Genomic DNA, 23,662 nt, shown 5'->3' with positions numbered 1-23,662 from the left:
TTTATTTAATTTCAATATTTTTTAATCTAAATTTTTAAACCTAAAATCCAAAAATTATGTCTAACTCAAAATTTCAAGCGTGTATAGAAGCCTGTCAGCAATGTTTTATCGATTGTCAAAGCTGTTTGTACAATATGGCAACCAAAGAAAGTATGAATGATTGTCCTCGTTGTTGTATCGAATGTGTTGATTCGTGTCAAGTGGCTATCAAAGCAATGCTAAATGATAGCAAATGGACAAAAGACTATTGTAGAATTTGTGCAGAAATTTGTGATTGGTGTGCCGAGCAATGTGGACAACATAGTGGCGACCATTGTAAAAAATGTGCAGAATCATGTCGTAAATGTGCAGAAGAATGTCGTAAAATGGCAGCTTAATTAACTTTTTTCTAAATATCTATATAAACTCTAAGATTTTTTAAAGAAGATTTTTAAAAGACCTTGGGGTTTATATCCATTTTTTAAACTCTCAAAAATCATGAAAAAACAATTATTTACTTCCCTGTTTCTTATTTTTATTTCTATCCTTTTATTATCTCAAAACGCATTTGCACAACACGACCATTCAAAACATTCCATTAATAAAATAAATAACAAAACTGTCGTTTATAATCTCACAGTAAGCGATACAGTTATGGAATTAGCAGGAAAAAAAGCAAAACTTTTGACCACTAATGGATAAATTCCTGCACCTACTTTATTTTTTACAGAAGGCGATACAGCACTTATTTATGTCAAAAACAACACAAAAGGAACTGTTTCTTTTCATTGGCATGGATTACTTTTACCTAACGCACAGGACGGAGTTCCACTTCTTACAACCGAACTAATACAAGCAGGAAAAACGCATATTTTTAAGTTTCCAATTATTCAAAATGGAACATATTGGTATCATTCGCATACGATGTTCCAAGAGCAAAAAGGATTGTATGGAGGAATTGCTATTGCACCAAAAGAGCCAATCAAGACAAAAGAAAAGGTAATTGTTCTTTCAGATTTTACAGACCAAAATCCACATAATGTTCTTCGTCTTTTGAAGCGTCATACAGATTGGTATGCCATAAAAAGAAATGCCATTCAGAGTTATGGAAAAGCGATTGCAACAGGGAATTTGGGTGCAAAAGCATGGTTAGAATGGAAAAGAATGCCTGATATGGATTTGGCAGATGTCTATTATGATGCTTTCTTGGCAAATGGAAAAGTAAAAGAAGAAATAGAAGACCTTAAAGCTGGCGAAACAATTCGTCTTAGAGTAATTAATGGTTCAGCTTCTTCACATTTTTGGCTACATTATGCAGGAGGCAAAATGAAGGTTGTAGCTGCTGATGGAATAGATGTTGAGCCTGTTGAAGTAGATAAATTACTTATTGCAACGGCTGAAACGTATGATATTGAAGTTACAATTCCTAAAAATGCTAAAGATGCTAATTCGGAAAAATATGAATTTCGTGCTACTTCGTGGGATAGATACAAATATACTTCGGTTTGGTTAGGCGACAAATCTGCAACTCAAAAAGCTGCAACAGATTTACCTCCACTAGATTATTTTGCGCTAGTAAACGAAATGAAAGACATGATGAAAATGATGCCCAAAATGAAAATGGGTAAAGCTCCCAAAAATAGAATGGAAAATGGATTGTATGAAAGCACAAAAGCTCCCACAAATTATGATATTCTGATGGAAGACATGAATAGAATGGGAATGAAAATGGGACAGGAAGAAAAGGGAATGGAAAATGAAGAAATGAAAATGGATTCTTCAAAAATGGATAACATGAATCATCAAAATCATGATAAAATGGACATGCAAGAAGGAAAAACCCATGACGCTTCAAAGGAAGGAATGATGATGAGTAAAGATGATCCCAAAGCAAATAGGATGAAATCTATGCTCAAGCCAATGGGTGTAATGATGACAGGTTACAAACAGCTCAAAAAACAGAATCCTGATGAAACCATTTTTGATTACACGATGCTCAAATCAGAAACCTCGACAAAGATAAATGAAGACCAACCTGTAAGAGTTATTCATTTATATTTGGGTGGAAATATGTTGCGTTATGTTTGGATGATAAATAATACGCCACTTTCAGAAGCTGACAAAATCAAGATTACAAAAGGTGAAACGGTTCGTTTTGTTATGCACAATACAACCATGATGAGCCACCCCATGCACTTGCACGGACATTTTTTTAGAGTAATAAATGGACAAGATGATTTTTCTCCTCTTAAACATACTGTAAATGTTGCACCAATGGAAACCACAATTATAGAATTTGATGCGATTGAGGAAAAAGATTGGTTTTTTCATTGTCATCTACTTTATCACATGATGTCTGGAATGGCTAGAGTAGTCAGTTATACCAATTCTACGCCTATGATTACGACAAATGCAGGGTATAGAAGGTTTGCTAGTGAAGATAAAAACTGGTATTTGATGGCAAATGCAAGAGTGCAAAGTAATGGACTTTGGGCAGACGCAAGTATTTTTAATTTCCGAAATGAAATTAGTATTGAAGGAAATACAAACTATACTAATGAGATAGAATTGAATGTGAAAGCAATGCACTATTTTGGACCAAAACAGTTTTTTATAGCTTATGTAGGTACAGAATTAGAACAAGAAGAAACAAATATAATAAGTGAAGAACAGGTTTTGCCTGATGCAAAAGTAAAAGGGTTAGTCGGAATTCGTTATTTCTTACCGATGCACATTTGGTCAGATTTCAGAACTGACCATGAAGGAAATTTGCAAATCGAATTAGAACGAGAAGATTTTCCACTTACCAAACGCTGGAGAGCAAATGCAAGTCTAGAATATCTTATCAATCAAGATGAATTTAGATATACAGTAGGAACAAGTTATATTTTAGGACAATATTTTGGAATTTCTGCTAATTATGATAACCGTTATGGTTGGGGTGCAGGTTTACAAATTATGTACTAAAATAGTGATTAAGGAAGGAGAACTGTTTAGTTTATTATTTTAATATTCCTAACGCAAAAAAAATAGTAAAAGTATTTTTACAAATAGAAAATTCTGACTAAAAGTTTAGAGTAACGTATGCAAACAACTATTAAAATTACATGAAAGAAGAACAGGAAAATTATAAAAAAGACAGCCTGTCCCTTAAAGGTGCAATAGCTCTTGGAACTGGAGTAATGATTGGTGCAGGAATTTTTGCTCTTTTAGGACAAGTAGCAGAGTTATCTGGAACTTGGTTTCCTTATATTTTTATTATTGGAGCTATTATTTCTGGATTTAGTTCTTATTCTTACATCAAAGTTTCTGATGCGTATCCTTCTTCAGGAGGTATTGCAATGATTTTGATGAAAGCCTACGGAAAAACAACTCTAACTGCTTCTGCTTCTGTGTTAATGGCATTTTCTATGATAATAAATGAAAGTTTAGTAGCAAGAACATTTGGTTCTTATACTTTGCAACTATTTGAAGTTGATAACACAAATATATGGGTTCCTGCATTAGGAGTAGGTTTATTAGTGTTTGCTTATATTATTAATATCTCGGGAAATAAGATAATCGGAAAAACTTCTCAGTTTATGGCATTTATCAAAATTGTAGGAATTATAGTATTTGCTTTAGGAGGTTTATGGGCAGCAAGTTTTACCTTTCCAGACTTAATTCCAAGTAAAATTGATAATAATAGCCATTCTTTTCCTGAATATATAGGAGCGATTGCCTTGTCTATCTTAGCGTATAAGGGTTTTACGACCATTACTAATAGTGGAGGCGAAATTACTAATCCTCACAAAAACGTTGGTAGGTCAATTATTGTTTCATTAGTAATTTGTACAATTATTTATTTTTTAGTTGCCATTGCTGTCAATAGTAGTTTATCTATTTCTGAAATAATCAAAGCAAAAGATTATTCTTTAGCACAAGCAGCTAGACCTGCTTTTGGAGATTATGGACTTTATTTTACAGTAGCAATAGCAATTATAGCCACTATTTCAGGAATAATAGCTAGTATTTTTGCCGTTTCTCGTATGACAGCTATGCTTACTAAAATGAATTTGATACCACATAGTCATTTTGGAATGTCAGGAAGTATTCAAAAACACATGCTAATTTACGTTGTGGTCATTGCGATTACTCTAACTATTTTCTTTGACTTATCACGTATTGCCTCTATTGGAGCAATTTTTTATCTAATAATGGATATGATAGTTCATTGGGGCGTTTTTAAACATTTAAGAAAAGAGGTAAAGGCAAAGGGATTTATACTATTATCTGCATTATTACTTGATTTAATTGTATTAATAGCCTTTTTATGGGTCAAAGCTACTACTGATATTTTTGTAGTTATTGTTTCTATCATTGGAATAGCTCTAGTTTTTGCTAGTGAGAAATGGTTTTTGTATTGGAAAAAAACAGAACAAAATGAAGGAGAAAACAAAGACATGTAGTTTTTAGATAAGGTATTTAATCAAAAATAAATAGTGTATGTTGAGTTATTTGAAGCTAAATAGCAAAATAGTGTAAAACCTTGTCAAAATCATAAACAACTCTACTACTTTAATATCGTTTTATTAGTATAGAATCTAACTAATTTAATCAGATTTCTTTTCTAACTACAATTCATAACAGCCTTAAAAATCTGTTCTCAAACTATAAATATCAAAATCATGAAAACGCTAGAACAAATCCACATCAAAGAATATAAAATTACAGGAATGACCTGTAAAGGTTGCGAAGCTAACGTAAAAAAGACATTAGAAGCACTTCCACAAATAGAAACAGCAGAAATTAGTGTAGAAAATGGAGAAGGAAAGCTTTATTTCAAGGAAGATATTCCTACAACTATTTTACAAGAAAAATTATCTAAAATAGGAAATTATAAAATTACAGAAAAGGTAAGTGTATTAAACGGAAATGCTAAATCTATGACAACGCTAGAGCAAATAATAACAAAAGAATATGAAATTACTGGAATGACCTGCAAAGGCTGCGAAGCAAAAATAAAAAAGGCATTAGAAGCATTTCCACAAATAGAAACAGCAGAAATTAGTGTAGAAAATGGGGAAGGAAAGCTTTATTTCAAGGAAGATATTTCTACAACTATTTTACAAGAAAAATTATCTAAAATAGGAAATTATATTATTACAGAAAAAAAAAGCTCTTAAAGGAAAATGCTGTAGTTTATGAAGAAGTAAAAGCGAATTCTATTGAATCTGTAAATCAAAATCATACCGTTACAGAAACAAACGATTTACCAAATGAATTTTCATTTTCGACTTACAAACCTCTTTTTTTGATTGTCGGTTTTATTTTGGGAGTGAGTATTTTGGTTCAATACCCATTTACTGATTTTTCAGGAATGCTTTTGATGCGTAATTTTATGGCAGGTTTCTTTATTGTCTTTGCCTTTTTCAAACTTCTTAATCTAAAAGGTTTTGCCATGTCGTATAAAATGTATGACGTTGTGGCTGCCAAATGGAAAGGTTGGGGACTTATTTATCCGTTTGTCGAACTTTCTTTAGGAATTGCTTATTTGATAAATGTTTTTCCTTTTTATGTCAATCTAATTACTGTTATCGTTTTGGGAATTAGTAGTATTGGAGTAATAAAAAGTAATTTGGATAACAAAAAAATCAAATGTGCTTGTCTTGGAGATGTTTTTAATTTGCCGATGAGTACCGTTACCATTATTGAAGATGTTTCTATGGTAGTGATGGCTTTGGTAATGCTTTTTGTGGTTTAATTATTTTTTTAGAACTATTGTCAGAGTTATTTCGGATTACCGAAAAACTACTTACAAAGTTTTTATGAACTGCTGAAAAAAAATTGTATCTTTAACAAAAGACAAATTCAAATTAAGAAAACGTCTTTGCTAATTCATTCCATATTCTGTTATTTCAAATGAAAAAGTTATTCGCCATTTTGTTGGCATTTATCTTTCTAGCGACAAATTTACCTCTTGCCATTACTACGCATTTTTGTAGTGGACAGGCTGTAGAAAGTGCGCTAGTTTTGAAAGGAAATACAGTTGATTGTGGAATGAATAGGATAAGTAAAATGAAAACTACTTCTTGTACGAATATTTTTACTGCTCAAACCTTAAAAGAGGAACTAAAAAAGCCTCCTTGTTGTCAAAATCACTCTCAAACCTTTGAGATAACAGACGATTACAATAATTCATCAGAACTTTCAATCCCAACTGATTACAGTTCGTTTCAAGTTTTCTTTGTAACTGCTTTTGTCAAAACTTTTTTTCATTGGCTTTTTTCTGATTTTGATTTTTCTGTTAGTTATTTAATTCCTTTTCCTCCTTTACTCAGGCAAGATATTGTCATCTTGTTTCAATGCTTTCTTATTTAAGGAACTTCTATTTTTTGATACTCTTCTTATTTTTCTTCAAAAGTAATTTAAAAGTAGCACGGACTTCCCAGTCTGTGTAGAAATTTCTGTACAGACTGGGAAGTCTGTACTACCCTTAACTTTTTAACTTTTTAACTTTAGAAAATTCAGAAGGTATTTTTCTGTGTTCATTACCAAAAAAATAGATTCTCTTATGCTTTCTTCCATCATTAATTATTTTCTTCGAAATAGATTAGTTACCCTTTTGTTACTGCTTGGTTTTGTGGCTTGGGGAATCATAACTGCGCCTTTTGGCTGGAAAGTAGGTGCTTTGCCTTCTGACCCTGTTCCTGTCGATGCCATTCCAGATATTGGAGAAAATCAACAAATTGTCTTTACACAATGGTCTGGACGCTCTCCACAAGACATTGAAGACCAAATTTCTTATCCTCTTACCACTTATTTATTAGGAATTTCGGGCGTAAAATCTATTCGAAGTTCTTCTATTTTTGGATTTTCTAGTATTTACGTCATTTTTGATGAAGATACAGAGTTTTATTGGTCTCGTTCTAGGATTTTGGAAAAACTAAGTTCGCTTCCTATCGGACTTTTGCCTGATGGCGTTCAACCTGCTTTAGGGCCCGATGCGACGGCTTTGGGGCAAGTCTATTGGTACACATTGGAAGGTAGAGATAAAAATGGAAATCCGACAGGAGGTTGGGATTTGCATGAGATTCGAAGTGTACAAGATTTTTATGTAAAATATGGATTAAATGCCGTAAAAGGCGTTTCAGAAGTTGCTTCTATTGGTGGTTTTGTGCAAGAATATCAAATTGATGTCAATCCTGATGCGCTAAAAGCCTACAATATTCCACTTCATAAAGTCATGCAAGCCGTCCAAAAATCGAATAAAGATGTAGGCGCAAAAACTATTGAAATCAATCAAGCAGAATATTTAGTGCGTGGTTTGGGTTACATAAAATCGACGGAAGATATTGAAAAAGCTGTCGTAGCTGTTCAAGAAAATGTACCGATTCGAATAAAAGATATTGCTGTTGTGAGTTTGGGAGCTGCTACTCGTCGTGGTTTGTTGGATAAAGATGGCGCAGAAGTCGTTGGTGGTGTTGTGGTGGCTCGTTATGGCGCAAATCCGTTGCAGGTAATCAATGAAGTAAAGGAAAAAATAAAGGAAATTTCGACAGGACTTCCCAAAAAAACACTCGCAAATGGTACAGAAAGTCAATTAACAATAGTTCCTTTTTATGACCGTTCGACGCTGATTTATGAAACTCTAGGCACATTGGAGGAAGCTCTTTTATTAGAAATTCTTATTTCTGTTTTGGTAGTGATTGTGATGGTTTATAACCTTCGTGCTTCTTTGTTGATTTCTAGTTTGCTACCGATTTCTGTTTTGATGGTTTTTATTGCGATGCGTTATTTTGGCGTTGATGCAAATATTGTGGCTCTTTCTGGAATTGCGATTGCGATTGGTACAATGGTGGATTTGGGAATTATTCTCTCCGAAAATATCATAAAGCATTTAGAAGAAGCTCCTGCAACGCAAAAATTAGTCGATACAATCTACAACGGAGCATCAGAAGTAGCGAGCGCAATCGTGGCAGCCGTTTCGACGACGATTGTTAGTTTTATTCCTGTTTTTACGATGGAAGCAGCCGAAGGGAAATTATTTACTCCTTTAGCTTTTACAAAAACCTTTGCTTTACTGGCTGCAATGGTCGTTTCTTTACTTATTCTACCAACTCTAGCCTATTACTTTTTTGGGATTAAATTTAAGACAAACAAACAATCTATCATCGGAAATTCTGTTCTTGTTTTGATAGGAATTATTTCTCTGTTCTACAATCTTTGGTGGGCAGGTTCGATGTTGATTTGTTTTGGAACTTTGGCTTTACTTCAAATTTTGGTAAAAGAAAAAGGATTTGAATTTTTTGAGGAAAATGATAATGAAGATAATGATACAAATACTACTCAAAATACGAATCAAAATAAATTTCTCCATTATTCAAAATCTACTCTTCGTTTTCTCTTCGAAAAATCTCAACTCATTGTCGTCTTGATAGGAATTATTTGGCTCTTGGCTGAATATTGGTTGCCTTTGGGTGCTTTGGCTAGTTTTGGTAGTAATTTTTGGTTTGTTACGTTGCTTCTTGTTCTGATTTTGGGAAGTTTTATTTTGCTAGAATATTTCTACACGCCTATTTTGAAATGGTGTTTGGATAACAAAATTACATTTTTACTTCTGCCTTCTTTTCTGATTGTTTTGGGTGTAACGATTTGGTTAGGATTTTCTACTGTTTTTGGGTTTGTGGCAACAGGTTTTGAAAAGGTTAATATTGATATAAAAACTACGTCTGTTTGGTCGTCGCTTACTCATACTTTTACAGGAATTGGAAAGGAATTTATGCCTTCTTTAGACGAGGGAAGTTTTTTATTAATGCCTACTTCAATGCCTCATTCTGGCGTAGAATACAACCGAAAAGTGATTGCTCAATTAGATATGATGCTCACAAATATTCCAGAAGTAGATTTGACAGTCGGAAAAGCAGGACGAGCAGAAACGGCTCTTGACCCTGCACCGATTTCGATGTACGAGAATATTATCAATTACAAATCTGAATATGTTTTGAATGAAAAAGGAAGAAAAGAACGCTTCAAATTTATTCAAAAATTAGATACTGTTACAAATGAAGAAATTCCATTTTTTATTACCAAAACAAAAGACACACTAACCAATCAACAAGCACTTGAAAGAGGAATTTCTACTTCTCTTTTGATAAATGATGAAGACGGAAAGTATTTTAGAAATTGGAGAAAAAATATAAAATCGCCTGACGATATTTGGAACGAAATAATAAAAGTAACCAAAATTCCAGGAGTTACTTCTGCGCCAAAATTACAGCCTATCGAAACTCGTTTGGTCATGTTACAGACAGGAATGCGTGCGCCAATGGGAATAAAAGTTTATGGACCAGACCTTCAAACGATTCAAGATTTTGGTTTAAAATTAGAAAGTATTCTTAAAAATGTTCCTTCTGTAAAGTCAGAAGCCGTTTTTGCTGATAGAATTGTAGGAAAACCGTATATCCATCTCAAAATAAATCGTGACCAAATTGCAAGATATGGACTTAGTGTAGAAGACGTACAACAAACCATTGAAACAGCTATTGGAGGAATGAAAATTACTTCTACTGTTGAAGGTCGTGAGCGTTTTCCTGTTCGTGTGCGCTATCCTCGTGAGCTTAGAGATGACCCTGAATCGCTCAATAAAATCCTTATTCCTACGCCAACAGGCACTCAAATTCCACTTTCGCAAGTCGTCGATATTGAATATTTACAGGGAGCGCAAGCCATCAAAAGTGAGGAAACTTTTTTGGTGGGTTATGTTCTCTTTGATAAAAAAGACGGTTATTCGGAAGTTACAGTAGTTGATGATGCTCAAAAAGCCATTTTAGCGCAAATTGAAAACGGTTCACTTTCTGTTCCTGCTGGTGTGAGTTACAAGTTTTCGGGAAGTTATGAAAATCAAGTCCGAGCCGAAAAACGCCTTTCTATTATTGTTCCTTTGGTTTTGGGGATTGTCTTTTTGATTCTCTATTTCCAATTTCGTTCAGTTACGACTTCGCTAATGGTTTTTACAGGAATTGCGATGGCATTTAGTGGAGGTTTTATTTTGCTTTGGCTCTACGGTCAAGATTGGTTTATGAATTTTGAGATTTTTGATACCAATATGCGAACACTTTTTCAGATGAAAACCATTAATCTAAGTGTTGCTGTTTGGGTCGGATTTATTGCTCTTTTCGGAATTGCAACCGATGATGGCGTACTGATGGGAACGTATTTAGACCAAAGTTTTGAGAGAAATCCGACCACGACAAAAAAGGGAATTCGTGCAGCCGTAGTGGAAGCAGGTCAGCGAAGAATAAAACCTGCCGTCATGACTTCTGCTACAACTATTATTGCACTTCTCCCAATTCTGACTTCTACTGGACGAGGTTCTGATATTATGATTCCGATGGCAATTCCTTCTTTTGGTGGAATGCTCGTTGCCGTAATTACTTATTTTATAGTTCCGACGCTTTATTCTTTGCGTGAAGAATGGAAGGTAAAAAAGGGAAATTAACGTAGCTGACAGTTTCCAAACTGTCAGAGGTACAGTATTTTTCCGACAGTTTGGAAACTGTCGGCTACTTAAAACCAATTAAAAAAATTATGAAAAAACTACTTTTCTTTTTGCTACTATTTACAAACATAATTTCCCTTTCAAAAGCACAATCTTTGGAAGACTATTTTGTAATGGCTGCCGAAAACAACCCAAAAGTACAAGCTGATTATAAAGAATTTGAAATTGCATTACAAAAAATAGCTCAAGTAAATGCTTTACCAGACCCTACTTTGTCTTTGGGATATTTTCTTTCTCCTATCGAAACTCGTGTAGGAGCGCAACGAGCAAGAGCCGAATTATCACAAATGTTTCCTTGGTTTGGAACTTTACAGGCGAAAGAAAATCTAGCTGCATTACAAACAGAAGCGATGTATCAGCGTTTTCTAAATTCTAAAAATCAAATTTTCTATCAAGTTTCGGCTGCGTATTATCCATTATACGAACTTCAAAAACTCAAAAAAATAGAAAATCAAAATATTGAAATTCTGAAAACGTATAAAAATATTGCTACCATAAAATTCGAAAACGGACAGGGAAGTATGGTAAATGTATTGAGAGTAGATATTATGCTGAAAGAAGCAATGACTAATTTAGAAATTTTGAGAAAAAAAGAACAGCCTTTACTTTCAAGATTTACACAATTACTAAATCTAAAAGAGGAAACAGAAAACACAAAAAAACAAAATAAGAAAGTAGAAAATCTAAAACTCAATTTTTCGCCTTCTGATTCTACCTTACTTCAAAAATCATATTCTTTTACCGATTTGGCTCTTCAAAAAGATTCTTTGCTTATCAATAATCCGATTTTGGAAGAATTAGAAACGCAAATAAAAGCTAGTCAAGCGAAAGAAGAAGTTGCGATAAAGGAAGGTTTGCCAAAAATAGGTGTAGGAATTACTTATATAGCTACTTCGAAACGCACCGATATGGACTTACCAGAAAATGGAAAAGATGCAATTATGCCAATGGCAAGTATTTCTTTACCAATTTATCGAAAAAAGTACAAAGCAGCACAAAAACAAGCACAATTAGAACAAGAATTATTTCAACTCAAAAAAGAAGACAAAACAAATGAACTCTTGACTTCTTACGACAAAATTCTATTTGACTTACAAAAACAGCAAGATTTAATCAAACTCTACAACGAGCAAATCAAAGAATCTGAACAGATTTTGAGGCTTTTATATTCGGCTTATAGTAATGCAGGGGTGGATTTTGAAGAAGTTTTGCGTATGCAGCAGCAAGTTTTGAGCTATCAAAAAAAGATAATTATGGAACAAACAGCCTATCAAATTTCGATAGCTGAACTTAATTATTTGACACATAAAAATTAAATCAGTAAAATCATGAATATGCAAAATCACGAAAACCACGACAAACATGAGGGACATGAAAATCATGACCATCATAATCATTCAAAACACAAATCGCACGACCATTCTCAACATCATGCTCACATGATAGAGGATTTTAAAAAACGTTTTTGGGTTTCTCTTATCCTAATGCTTCCTATCGTTGTTCTTGCGCCTATGATTCAAGAATTGGTAGGTTATGAATTCCGTTTTGAGGGAGATAGATATGTTCAATTTGTTATTTCTTCTATTGTATTTTTTTATGGTGGCTTTCCTTTTTTGAAAGGATTAGTAGAAGAAATCAAGAAGAAATCGCCAGCCATGATGACACTTATCGCTTTGGCTATTTCTGTGGCTTATTTTTATAGTTCGGCTGTGGTTTTTGGTTTGCAGGGAAAAATATTTTTTTGGGAGTTGGCTAGTTTGATTGTCATTATGCTTTTAGGGCATTGGATTGAAATGAAATCTATCATGGGAGCTTCAAGCGCATTGCAAGAATTAGCCAAAATGATGCCTTCAACGGCAAGTAGAATTAATCAAAATGGAGAAACTGAAAATGTAGCTATCGAAAAATTAAAAATAAAAGATAAAGTGCTTGTCAGAGCAGGAGAAAAAATTCCTGCCGATGGAAAAGTGATAGAAGGAGAAAGTTATGTCAATGAATCGATGCTAACAGGAGAATCCAAACCAGTTGCAAAAAAAGAAGGCGATGAAGTAATTGGAGGTTCTATTAATGGTAGTGGTTCGTTAAAAATTGAAGTAGAACGAACAGGAGAAGATGCCTACCTTTCTAAAGTAGTAGAAATGGTACGAAATGCACAAAATACAAAGTCAAAAACACAAAATTTAGCTGATAAAGCTGCTGCATGGTTGTTTTATTTGGCACTAAGTGCAGGAATTATTACGCTTGTCGTTTGGCTTTCGCTGGGAAAAGATTTTGAATATGCGCTGGAACGTATGGTAACGGTTATGATTATTTCGTGTCCTCATGCGCTTGGTTTGGCTGTTCCTTTGGTCGTAGCCATTTCAACGGCTGTTTCTGCTCAACGAGGAATACTTATCAGAAATCGTACTGCCTTCGAAAATTCTAGGAATATAACGACTATTATTTTTGATAAAACAGGAACGCTTACAAAAGGAGATTTTGGTGTAACTCGTTTTGAAACTACAGATACAAATTATAGCAAAGATGATATTTTGAAACTAGCTGCTGCCTTAGAGAGAAGTTCGGAACACCCTATTGCTTTCGGTATTATCAAAAAAGCAAAGGAATTGAATTTGAATTATGGAGAAGCTAAAAACCTTCAAAATAATACAGGACAAGGAATAACGGCTACTTTGGACAATCAAACTATAAGCGTGGTAAGTCCAGGGACATTAAAAGAAAAAAATATAGAATTACCTGCTGATTCATTTATAAATGATGCTGAAACAGTTGTTTTTGTTTTAGTTGATGATAAATTAGTTGGTTTTATTGCTTTGTCAGACCAAATTAGAGAAGATGCAAAAGAAGCAATTCAAACTCTAAAATCTAAAGGAATAACTATAATTATGGCAACAGGCGACAATGAAAAAGTAGCCAAATCGGTAAGCGAACATTTACAACTAGATAAATATTATGCTGAAGTTTTGCCAGAAGACAAACAAAGAATTATCAAAGAATTACAACAAAAAGGCGAAGTTGTTGCCATGACAGGCGATGGTGTAAACGATGCCCCAGCACTTGCACAAGCAAATGTAGGAATTGCAGTTGGTTCTGGAACTGATGTAGCAGCAGAAACGGCTGATATTATTTTGGTAAATAGTAGTCCTAAAGATATTTCAAATTTGATTTTGTTTGGTAGAGCGACTTATCAAAAAATGATTCAAAATCTTTTTTGGGCAGCAGGATACAATATTGTTGCTGTTCCTTTGGCAGCAGGGGTTTTAGCTCCTTATGGAATTATTTTAAGTCCTGCGATTGGTGCTGTTTTGATGAGTTTGAGTACAGTCATTGTGGCGATAAATGCACAACTATTGAAACGAAAAATAAAATAATTTTTGGTTTAACAAATTGTTGGTGAGAACACCATGTCCGTCAAGTTAAAATTTTTATAGTCATTCTGTTCCTTTAGGAACTTTATATTGGTAGAGAAATGAGAGAAAAAAAATCATTTAGCTTCGCTGCTTTCGTTGCACTTCAGGTGTTCCGTTAGAACTATATATTGGTAGCATTTTGCCCTAAAATGCAACCAATATAAAACTCCTACGGAGTAAATGAGGCTTAATTTTCTATATTTTACTACCAATATGAAACTCCTAACGGAGTAAAAATCAAAATTTCGTTATAGCTTGACGGCTATGGTGTCCCCACCGACGACATCATTAAAAACATAAAACTATGAAAAAGCAATATATAATTTACGCTGTTCTTCTTCTTTTGGGAGGAACAATAGGCTACTTTCTCAACTCTTCTTCTGATAAAAATAATGAAAGTCATTCGATAGAAGACGATATAAAAAATGAAATTTGGACGTGTTCGATGCACCCTCAAATTAGGCAACCTGAAGCTGGCGATTGTCCAATTTGTGGAATGGATTTGATTCCTTTAGCCAACGATGCTAATGATGAAGGAAATGCTTTTGCAGTTCGCATGTCGCCTACTGCTATGCAACTCGCTAATATTCAGACGGCAAAAGTTGGAAAAATGAAACCTATCAAAACGATTTCTTTGAATGGAAAAGTACAACCTGACGAACGTCAAATTTTTACGCAATCGACTCATATTGAGGGAAGAATTGAGAACTTGAGAGTTAATTTTACTGGCGAATATGTCAGTAAAGGAACTCAAATAGCGACTATTTATTCTCCAAAATTATTGACAGCGCAACAAGAACTTTTCGAAGCGCAAAAAATAAAAGACACACAGCCTCAACTTTTCAATGCAACAAAAGAAAAACTAAAAAGCTGGAAATTAACCGAAAATCAAATCAACGGGCTTTTAGAAACAGGAACAACGATAGAAGAATTTCCAATTTTGGCTGATGTTTCGGGTTATGTGATTGATAAAATGGTAAATCTAGGCGATTATGTTAGACAGGGAGAAGGTTTGTACAGAGTGGCAAATCTTTCACAAGTTTGGGTACTTTTTGAGGTTTATGAGTCAGAATTAGCGTGGATAAAAAAAGGGAATAAAGTAAATTATACAATAGAATCGTTACCAAGTCAGAATTTTGAAGGTACGATTTCATTTATTGATCCTTTCATTGACCCAAAAACTAGAGTGGCACAAGCTAGAGTTATTGTTCCAAATTCAGATTTAAAATTAAAACCTGAAATGTTTGTTTCTGGAAAAGTAGAAGCTGACTTATTTTCAAAGAATGAGAACAAACAAGATTTAGAAAACTCACAAAAAATAGTAATTCCCAAAACGTCCCTCATGTGGACAGGCGAACGTTCAGTTGTTTATGTACGACAAGAATCTGAAAAAGGAGTTGATTTTGTCATGCGAGAAGTCAAACTAGGATTAGCTTTAGGTGATAGTTATATCATCGAAGAAGGATTGCAAGAAGGTGAAGAAATCGCCATAAACGGAACATTTAGCATAGATGCAGCAGCACAATTAGCAGGAAAACCAAGTATGATGAATCCTAAAGGAGGAGCAGTCATGACAGGACACAATCATGGAGGAACAAACTCGGCAAACACTACTACTTCAATGACCGAAAGCAAAAAAGACAAAAATCCTATCAAAAAAACATCAATTAGTAAAACAGCCAAAAAATCACTTGAACCTGTTTATGATGCTTATTTTGAACTCAAAAATGCCCTTACAAAAGACGATTTACTAGCAGCAAAAAAAGCATCTGAAAAAATGACTTTGTCTTTATCCAAAATAAATATGTCGCTTTTTGGAGGAGAATCTCACAAACTCTATATGACATATAGCTCAAATCTAAAGGAAGAATTACAGCATTTGCCACACGTTGGAAAGATAGAAGCAGCAAGACAAAAGTTTCAAATTATTTCGGAAACGATGGTCGTCATGTCGCAATCTTTTGAACCGTTGGAAAACATAATTTATGTTCAATTTTGTCCGATGGCAGATAATAACAAAGGTGCAAATTGGATAAGCAAAGACAAAGAAATCAAAAATCCGTATTTCGGAAAATCTATGCTTACTTGTGGGGAAGTGAGTTTAGAGATTAAGTAAAAACCGTTTTTTTTCTCCCTATTTATTTTATCAATTTTTATTTTTTTTTATTCTAACTCAAATTTTATTCTTTATGAAAAAGTTAATTTATGTATTCGCAAGCGCAACTCTTTTGCTTTATTCTTGTAACAACGCTTCAACAGAAAACAAAGAAGCAAACGCAGAAAATATGACAGAAGAAAACATGGCAGATATGAATCATGATGAGATGAACCATGATAATATGAATCATGACAACTCTTCTATGGAAAACAACGAAATAGCTAAAAACCAAACTATTTCTACTGTTTTGGATGCTTATTTTAATCTAAAAAATGCCTTAGTAGAGGATAACGATGAAAAAGCAGCCGAAGCAAGTGTAAATCTAACAGCAGCTTTTAAAGGATTGGATAAGTCAAGTCTAGCAGCAGACCAAACTACTAAATTTGATGAAATTATAGAAAGTGCAACCGAACATGCCGAACATATTTCTGAAAACAAAGGAAATATAGTGCATCAACGTGAACACCTTGCTTTACTTAGTAAAGACGTGAAGGATTTGGTAGGTATAATGGGAACTGACCGTACTTTGTATGCAGATTTTTGTCCTATGTACGACAACAACAAAGGTGCAATGTGGCTAAGTGCTTCTAAGGAAATAAAAAATCCTTACTTCGGAAGTAAAATGCTTTCGTGTGGAAAAGTACAAGAAGAAATTACTGTAAAATAATAATTTAATAGTAAAGTAAAACAAAATGAAATTAAAATATAAAATTATTTTTGTTTTGTTGATAATCGGAGTAGGAATACAATTTATTCCTACTCCAATTAATCAAGACAGAAAAGAAAATACTCCGACAGCTTTTGTAAAATTATATTCTCCTCCTTTGAAAGTTCAGAATTTACTCAAAAACTCTTGTAACGATTGTCATAGCAATTATACGGCTTATCCTTGGTACAACAAGTTACAGCCTATGAGTTGGTTTTTGGAACGTCATATAAAAGAAGGAAAATCAGAACTCAATTTTGATGAATTTGATACGTATTCTGACCGAAAAAAACGGAATAAACTCACTTCTATAAAGGGTCAAATTGAGGAAAACGAAATGCCTTTATCTTCCTATACTTTTATTCATAGAGAAAGTAAGTTATCTGATAAAGAAAAAGAGATTTTGATTTTTTACTTCGATAGCCTGTCGGCACTTTATTATTAATAAATGAGCGATTTTTTATAGAAACGATGAGTAAATTTATATTAAATGTAGAAAATATGGTTTGTCCACGTTGTGTCTTGGCAGTAGAAAATCTATGTGCAACCCTTTCTATTGAATTTGAAACTGTAAAGCTGGGAAAGATTTACCTTACTGAAAATACAGAGGTTTCAATAAAGAAAAAGGAAGAGCTAAATCAAGAATTACAAAAAATAGGTCTTCAACTTATAGAATCTGATAGGGAAAGACTTATTTCTGAACTCAAAATAACTATCATCAATCAAATTCATTATTCAGAAAAAGCATTAAAAATTAATTTTTCTGAATATCTTTCTGAAGAGCTACATTATGACTATTCGTATTTAAGTCGCTTATTTTCAGCTTCTGAAAATATCACTATTGAAAAATATATTGCCCTTCAAAAAATAGAAAAAGCAAAGGAATTACTACTACTGCAAAAATATAGAATTAATGAAATTGCTGATTATTTGCATTATAAAAGTACGCCTCACTTTTCTACACAATTCAAAAAAATAACAGGACAAACTCCTTCTGATTATAAAGAAAATAATTAAAAAATAATATATTTATTAAAAATAATTATTTTATATACTTTAATAAAGTATAATTTTATATATATTATAATATTACTTTTAATTTTAGCAATTCTATTTGTAACTAAGGAACAATTACAATTTTAATTTATTGATTATCAGTTAATTATTAAATAAAAATAGCAGTTTATTTAATTCTCATTTCTAAAAAAAAGTTTTGTGTTATTACAATTTTTTTTTATTTCTTAGGTTTATTAGTCAATTTTTTCTTTTTCACATCTTCAGCAACAGATAGATTTTCTAGAATAATTTCTCGTTCCATCATTAATCTTCTAATATCTTGATTATTGATAGAATGTTCGTCTGCAATTTGATCAATTGTATTCAATTCTTTGTTTCTAATATTTTCATTCGTCAAACTGGCAGCAAAGTCTTTACCTTTTATAAGAGGAGTTTGTAGGTAGTCAGATAAAGCTCCATTAGTGACACCTAATCTTTTCTTCATTTGACTTGTAGTAAGCCTACCTAACAAGACTTTATCTTTCATTGCACGGATATAGCCAAAATTAGCATTTCTTTGTTTGATAAGTTCAGATAATACTTTTTTTGTTTCTGTCAATTTCTCTCTAGCTGTTATCCTATCTCCTTCTAAATATCTCTTCTCAATAAGCTTTTGTTTTCGTGTCTGTATAGCAAAGTAACTTTGTGTAAATGCAATCTCTTTTTTATTTGGATTACCATTCTAAGCCAAGCATAACGAGTAAGTGCATAATCACTAAGTTCACGTTGGGTATTACTTCCTATTTCGACCATTTTGTATGTCGACACAAAATAATTTTCTACATTCTCAGAACTATTTTTGCAAGCTATAACAGCTTTTTTGACAATATTTTCAAAACCACACCATTCTTTATACTCAAATAATTTTTGCAAATCTCGTGCGCTCCAAAATTCCACGCCTTCAACTTTGCTCCTCAAATTTTCTAAATCTTGAAATAGGTTAGACTGATTGTTCATAGGGTTATTTTTTTAGACAAGTAACTCAAAAATCAAATATAGCCTTTTATATGCTCCTAAAGCAGGTTTGAAGTGAAAATTGTCGCTTCAAAAAACAAGTACCTTATATTAAACCAATATTGGTTGTAATACAAAATCACAAATTATGAATATCATAATAGAAGTATCTGATTTTTTAGTGGATAATATTGAGAATATTTTTTACTGTACTAAATTTGCTGTATTTGTTTATAGCTTGCATCAAAAAAGACAAAAAAAGTCTGATATTGAAGAAAAGCAGCAGACCAACCAAAAGGAATAATTTTATAAATATTCTCCTTATCCTTTTAGTTGTCTAATAATATAGTAGCAGCACCACTTTTTCTTTTGAAGAGGTGGTCTTTTATTTCTCATCTATGATACATTCTATCAAAGTAATATTATCATGTTCAAATAATTTCTTAGCATTTTCTCTATATATTTCACTTAATCCAATGTCTATTCTTAGTTGCTCTTTTGTAGTTCCATTCATTATAACATAATCATTCATCGTCTTTTTTATTCCACTTTTATTGTCAATCCAAGTAGTTTTTATAAGGTAGTGTGTTCCGTGCATCATTGATATATTATTTTGGTTAAATACAGATATACGCTAATGTATTTTTTAAGTTATTGCATTTTCATTAAAAGAAAGTGTAGCCTTCTGTCATTTCACAGTCAAGTAAACCACAATCATAAGAACTAACAAAAAGAATCATAACAGCTGAAGCAATGGTAAATCTATTGTCATTTACTTTTTTGGATAAAAGCAGTACAAAATTATCAATCTTATTTCCTATCAGGTCTATTCTATTCTGCAAAGTCTGAATAGTTATTTATTTATTTTTCATAAATATTTTAACATATCCCATAAAACTTAATTTATAAGATGTTAATTTTGAACAGAAAAACACACAAAATTTACTCTACTCAAATTAAAAAAAGACAGAACACAGATAAAACACAGATAAAAATAGATAAAACACAGATAAAAAAAGACTAATACAGATAAGACACAGATAAAATTAGATAAAACACACACTAACTACATTTAAAATAAATGAAAAATAGATAAAAGGCAGACGAAAATTGTTTTAGTTGGGTAATTACTCAACCAAACAACTTCAAAAACAAAAAAACTAGCAAAAAATGGGGGAAAATACTCAAAAAGCGTGAGTATAAGCTATTTTCAAGCATTTTCAGCCTTATTCTAACCAAATACCAACTTATTTTACAGTTATTTTAACTTAATCTGCCATTATTTCACCATAATTCAACTCATTTTAACCCTATGCTGCGATTATTCTAACTAAATAGCAACACATTTTAAAGAAATTGTAGAATAATTTATTCCAAAAAAGTATCTTCATTCCATTTCTTTATAGATTTTATCATATTCTTTCTATCCAGCACTTCTAACTGACTAACAGCAATCCGTTTTAAATTTTCATATCTTATTACTTTGTCCATTTTCTGCTCTATAAGTACAGCATTCATAGATTCGATATTAGATAAAATAGTTAGCTCATTGATACTGGCTACATCTCTCATATTCATTCCTTTGTCTGCATAAGTAGGATTTGCCTCTCTCCATTCTTTTGCAGTACAGCCAAATAAAGCCATATTCAATAAATCTGCTTCTTCTGCATATTCTAACCATTCTCGTTTGCCTTTATGCTTCGAAACTGGGATAATATAGTTCTTAATTGCTTCGGTATGAATATCATAATTAGTCTTAGATAACAACCTTCTGAAGTCCCATTCCAAATTATGTGCATTCGACTCTATCTTTTTAAGACGTTGGTATTCCTTTATTAAATAAATTTTGAAGGAGGGACTAATCCATATCCCAAACTCAAAAGCAATATCTACATGAGCATACGTACCTCCGTAACGACCTGATTTAGAGATGATTCCTTTTGCATCTGTTGCTTCTATCCATTTTTTAGGAGTAAGTGTAAATGAATTTAAACCTGCTTCTTTTCTAAAGGTGTCGAATTCGACACCTTTAAAATCTGGATTGTGAATCTGTTCCCAAATACCTAAAAACTCTACTGTATTGCGATTTCGCATCCAGTTCTTAATATGGTCTTCTCCATCTTCTCCACGAGCCATATCTGTCAAACACACATAATCCTCTTCTTGATGTGAAATAATGGAAATAACCTTGTTCTCTACCTCTATTTGTTTCTTTGATTTTGACATAATTTAAAATAAAATAGATTGAAAAATGGAAATACTAACCTAAAACACTAAAAACAGTACAAAAACATCTTTGTAAAAACTATTTTTAAAGACTTTAAAACTTATTTTGACCAAATACTAACTCATTTTGCAATTATTTTAACTCAATTTGGTCTTATCTTAACTAAATTCAACTCATTCTAACCCTGTTTTGCATTTATTCTAACTAAACATCAACCTATTTTAAGTCGTTTGTAGAATAATCTGATGTAAAACATAAATTTTAATTCACTTTTAAATTCAAATTTATTTATATAAAATAGAAAGTATAAAATACTACGCTTTCCATTTTCAAAACAGATATTTGTAATTTGGGTAGCAAATTCTACAAATCGAATCTATCTAACAAGTCTTGATGCTTTTCAAAATAATCTTCTAAAGCCTCTTCTACTATTTCCCATTTTTTCTTGTCAAAAGTTGCAGATAAGTAGGTTATATTTTTTATGTAAGCAGGTCTGACTAAATAGCCGTGTTGTTTGCGTTCGATGTTTTCTTCTTCTTTTTCTTCTTCTTGGTTTTGCTCATTAGGAGAAGTTTTAGAGTTATTTACAAAAGCATCTAACTTTTTCTTTTTATCTATACTGGGTGTGAATTTTTTGCTCATAATATAATTTTGATTAAAGATTGTTTAAAATTTGTAGAACCTCATTTGCGATAGCATCTACTTCTGATATGGCTTTTTTAACAGTTTTTGCTTCCCTTTTGTTGCTCTTGATAGATTGATAGTATTCTCCCAAACTTAATCCTCCACTTGAAAAATAAGTAAAAACATTTCTATCAATATGCACATTCTGACAAATATTTACATCTTCTTCATAAGGTTCGAATATCTTTCTATATGAATCCAGATTTGCGTTAGCGTGTGCAAATGTAGGTAACAAATAAACATACTGATTTCCTCCTCTAATCTCGTTTACCTGTTTGATGATAGGTAATAGATTGTTTTCAAAAGCTCTAATAGCCTTGTCAGATGGTCGTATAGGAATGATACACAAATCACTATATGCCAAACCTGATTTTGTGAGTTTTGAGGATATACTCTCCCCAGGAAAGTCTATAAAAAGAATATCACATTTTTTTTTCATTTCCTCCATAATTTCATCCATTTCATCAGAGGGATTGAATTTCTCTACTTTAATAGGTAAAGGTTTCAAATCGTTAGGTCTTTCTTCTAACCAATCTGAAATAGAGTTTTGAGAATCTGCTTCTAAGATTTTACGTGTGTATTTTTCCATTGGACTACTTGTAGAAATAGTTTGTACAAATGTACTTTTCCATTCGCCTCCTTTGGGAAATACAGCAGAAATAATTTTTCCTTTTTTCATTGTATTTTTGTTAAAAAATTTCTAGCTAAATATTTTAATTAGCTAGAAATTTATTTATAAATCTTAGCTAAAAAATATATTTAACTAAATAATTATTTTTGATAATGGTTATTTGAAACATTTAAAGGCTCTTTTTACAGATAATAAAAATAATTTTTAGCTAAAAAGATATTTAACTAATTAAATTATTTAGCTAATTAATTTAATTTATCAGGATTTTTACTGACTTGTTTAGAATTTGATTTTACACGACGTTCTAATTTTTTAATATCCTCTTCTGAGGGTAAATCCTCTGGCTTGATACCACGCTCTAAAAGAATTGTTCTGACAGATTTATTATTTGTAATGTGTTCTTGAGCTATTCCATCTTCTGTATTTAATCCTTTGTCTTTACTATTAAATACTGTAATTTCTGTTGCGAAGTCCTTAGCTTTAATAGTAATTGTAGGAAGAAAATCTGCTAAAGCTCTGTTTTTAGGCACATCTAAAATGTCCTTCATTTGTTGGGTAGTGTGATTGAATAGTGCTTTATCTCCTTTGCTTCGAATGGTAGCAAAATTTCTATTGCTTCCTGTTTGTTCGAAAATGATTTGAGAAAGTTCCTTTTCAGATAAAGATAATTTTTGTCGTGCTTTCAATCGTTGCCATTCTTGGATATGCTTTTCTAATAATTCAATCTGACGAGTTTTTACAGCAAAATAGTTTTGAGCAAATGCAATTTCTTCTTTACGTGGATCTCCATTTTGAGCTATAAGATAACAAGCATAACGAGTGAGCATTATATCTTTTATTTCTCGTTTTGCTCCAGAACCTACTTCGACCATTTTTCCAACGTCGGAAAAATGGTCAGTAATTTCATGTCCATTAGATTGACAAGCTGTGCTTGCTTTATCAATAACTTGAATAAAATTCTTCCAACGTAAATAACCTAGTAAATTCTGCAAATCACGAGCATACCAAAACTCAATATCCTGCTGAGTTCTATGTACATCTTTTTCAAACTGCTGCATCAACGTTTCTATATTTTCTTTTTTCATATAGCAAAATGATTTTGATAAGTATTAATTTTAAGATAATGCAATTTAGCTAAAAAATAGTAATAGCTAAAAATTATAATTAGCTATTTATATATATTATATTTTTTAATTTATTTAGCTAAAAATATTTTTAGCTAAATTATATAATAATTATATTTAATTATTTAGCTAATTATTTTTATTAGCTAAATAATTAATTTTACATTCGTGATTTATTTTATAAAAACCCTTT

General features: G+C 32.2%; 23 protein-coding genes. 15 read left to right on the top strand and 8 right to left on the bottom strand.

Annotated features, from left to right (window positions below; genetic code table 11):
- The first annotated feature begins 56 nt into the window (after window positions 1-56).
- From WAF17_RS22525 to WAF17_RS22460, 14 genes are all read left to right on the top strand, one after another.
- A complete protein-coding gene (locus WAF17_RS22525; RefSeq protein WP_338770365.1) occupies window positions 57-377 on the top strand; it encodes a four-helix bundle copper-binding protein in 321 nt (106 codons plus the stop codon).
- Between the two features lie 100 nt (window positions 378-477).
- Window positions 478-681: a hypothetical protein gene (locus tag WAF17_RS22520; RefSeq protein ID WP_338770362.1), complete on the top strand. Its 204-nt coding sequence runs from the start codon at window positions 478-480 to the stop codon at window positions 679-681.
- Window positions 682-2,946 carry a multicopper oxidase domain-containing protein gene (locus WAF17_RS22515; protein ID WP_338770420.1) on the top strand — a complete coding sequence of 755 codons (2,265 nt, stop codon included), beginning with the start codon at window positions 682-684 and terminating at the stop codon, window positions 2,944-2,946. It abuts the gene before it with no gap.
- A gap of 140 nt (window positions 2,947-3,086) precedes the next feature.
- Window positions 3,087-4,427 carry an APC family permease gene (locus WAF17_RS22510; protein ID WP_338770359.1) on the top strand — a complete coding sequence of 447 codons (1,341 nt, stop codon included), beginning with the start codon at window positions 3,087-3,089 and terminating at the stop codon, window positions 4,425-4,427.
- 219 nt (window positions 4,428-4,646) lie between these two features.
- Window positions 4,647-5,144, top strand: a complete 498-nt coding sequence (locus tag WAF17_RS22505; protein WP_338770356.1) for a heavy metal-associated domain-containing protein — start codon at window positions 4,647-4,649, stop codon at window positions 5,142-5,144.
- Between the two features lie 128 nt (window positions 5,145-5,272).
- Complete coding sequence (locus WAF17_RS22500) at window positions 5,273-5,722, top strand: MauE/DoxX family redox-associated membrane protein (protein WP_338770353.1); 450 nt, start codon at window positions 5,273-5,275, stop codon at window positions 5,720-5,722.
- 158 nt (window positions 5,723-5,880) lie between these two features.
- The gene (locus WAF17_RS22495; RefSeq protein ID WP_338770350.1) at window positions 5,881-6,339 is read left to right on the top strand and encodes a hypothetical protein; all 459 of its coding nucleotides are present in this window, start codon (window positions 5,881-5,883) and stop codon (window positions 6,337-6,339) included.
- 193 nt (window positions 6,340-6,532) lie between these two features.
- Complete coding sequence (locus WAF17_RS22490) at window positions 6,533-10,459, top strand: efflux RND transporter permease subunit (protein ID WP_338770415.1); 3,927 nt, start codon at window positions 6,533-6,535, stop codon at window positions 10,457-10,459.
- Window positions 10,460-10,548: 89 nt separating this feature from the next.
- Window positions 10,549-11,835 carry a TolC family protein gene (locus WAF17_RS22485; protein WP_338770413.1) on the top strand — a complete coding sequence of 429 codons (1,287 nt, stop codon included), beginning with the start codon at window positions 10,549-10,551 and terminating at the stop codon, window positions 11,833-11,835.
- A gap of 18 nt (window positions 11,836-11,853) precedes the next feature.
- Entirely contained in the window at window positions 11,854-13,890 is a 2,037-nt protein-coding gene (locus WAF17_RS22480) for a copper-translocating P-type ATPase (protein WP_338770417.1), read from the top strand.
- 343 nt (window positions 13,891-14,233) lie between these two features.
- Window positions 14,234-16,045 (top strand): efflux RND transporter periplasmic adaptor subunit, encoded by a 1,812-nt coding sequence (locus WAF17_RS22475; protein ID WP_338770410.1) that lies wholly within the window; start codon window positions 14,234-14,236, stop codon window positions 16,043-16,045.
- Between the two features lie 73 nt (window positions 16,046-16,118).
- Complete coding sequence (locus WAF17_RS22470) at window positions 16,119-16,754, top strand: DUF3347 domain-containing protein (protein ID WP_338770408.1); 636 nt, start codon at window positions 16,119-16,121, stop codon at window positions 16,752-16,754.
- Window positions 16,755-16,779: 25 nt separating this feature from the next.
- A complete protein-coding gene (locus WAF17_RS22465; protein WP_338770406.1) occupies window positions 16,780-17,238 on the top strand; it encodes a heme-binding domain-containing protein in 459 nt (152 codons plus the stop codon).
- 26 nt (window positions 17,239-17,264) lie between these two features.
- On the top strand, window positions 17,265-17,810 hold the full coding sequence (locus WAF17_RS22460) for a helix-turn-helix transcriptional regulator (RefSeq protein ID WP_338770404.1): 546 nt from the start codon (window positions 17,265-17,267) through the stop codon (window positions 17,808-17,810).
- 217 nt (window positions 17,811-18,027) lie between these two features.
- Here WAF17_RS22460 and WAF17_RS22455 read toward each other — a convergent pair whose 3' ends face one another.
- The gene (locus tag WAF17_RS22455; protein ID WP_338770402.1) at window positions 18,028-18,408 is read right to left on the bottom strand and encodes a hypothetical protein; all 381 of its coding nucleotides are present in this window, start codon (window positions 18,406-18,408) and stop codon (window positions 18,028-18,030) included.
- A 29-nt stretch (window positions 18,409-18,437) separates the two neighbouring features.
- A complete protein-coding gene (locus WAF17_RS22450; RefSeq protein WP_338770400.1) occupies window positions 18,438-18,806 on the bottom strand; it encodes a hypothetical protein in 369 nt (122 codons plus the stop codon).
- 145 nt (window positions 18,807-18,951) lie between these two features.
- Here WAF17_RS22450 and WAF17_RS22445 point away from each other — a divergent pair, with 145 nt between their 5' ends.
- Window positions 18,952-19,107, top strand: a complete 156-nt coding sequence (locus WAF17_RS22445; RefSeq protein ID WP_338770397.1) for a hypothetical protein — start codon at window positions 18,952-18,954, stop codon at window positions 19,105-19,107.
- A gap of 81 nt (window positions 19,108-19,188) precedes the next feature.
- Here WAF17_RS22445 and WAF17_RS22440 read toward each other — a convergent pair whose 3' ends face one another.
- From WAF17_RS22440 to dinD, 6 genes are all read right to left on the bottom strand, one after another.
- On the bottom strand, window positions 19,189-19,404 hold the full coding sequence (locus WAF17_RS22440; RefSeq protein ID WP_338770394.1) for a hypothetical protein: 216 nt from the start codon (window positions 19,402-19,404) through the stop codon (window positions 19,189-19,191).
- 64 nt (window positions 19,405-19,468) lie between these two features.
- Window positions 19,469-19,645: a hypothetical protein gene (locus WAF17_RS22435; protein ID WP_338770392.1), complete on the bottom strand. Its 177-nt coding sequence runs from the start codon at window positions 19,643-19,645 to the stop codon at window positions 19,469-19,471.
- A gap of 526 nt (window positions 19,646-20,171) precedes the next feature.
- A complete protein-coding gene (locus tag WAF17_RS22430; protein WP_338770389.1) occupies window positions 20,172-21,029 on the bottom strand; it encodes a KilA-N domain-containing protein in 858 nt (285 codons plus the stop codon).
- Between the two features lie 364 nt (window positions 21,030-21,393).
- Window positions 21,394-21,672 (bottom strand): hypothetical protein, encoded by a 279-nt coding sequence (locus WAF17_RS22425; protein WP_338770387.1) that lies wholly within the window; start codon window positions 21,670-21,672, stop codon window positions 21,394-21,396.
- A 13-nt stretch (window positions 21,673-21,685) separates the two neighbouring features.
- Complete coding sequence (locus WAF17_RS22420) at window positions 21,686-22,393, bottom strand: hypothetical protein (RefSeq protein WP_338770385.1); 708 nt, start codon at window positions 22,391-22,393, stop codon at window positions 21,686-21,688.
- A gap of 197 nt (window positions 22,394-22,590) precedes the next feature.
- Complete coding sequence (gene dinD / locus WAF17_RS22415; protein ID WP_338770383.1) at window positions 22,591-23,430, bottom strand: DNA damage-inducible protein D; 840 nt, start codon at window positions 23,428-23,430, stop codon at window positions 22,591-22,593.
- Window positions 23,431-23,662: the final 232 nt, after the last annotated feature.

Origin of the sequence: Bernardetia sp. ABR2-2B, assembly GCF_037126435.1 — a bacterium.
Lineage (GTDB): Bacteria > Bacteroidota > Bacteroidia > Cytophagales > Bernardetiaceae > Bernardetia.
Note: the sequence above shows the minus strand (reverse complement) of the source record. Positions and strands in the feature narration are given on the sequence as shown.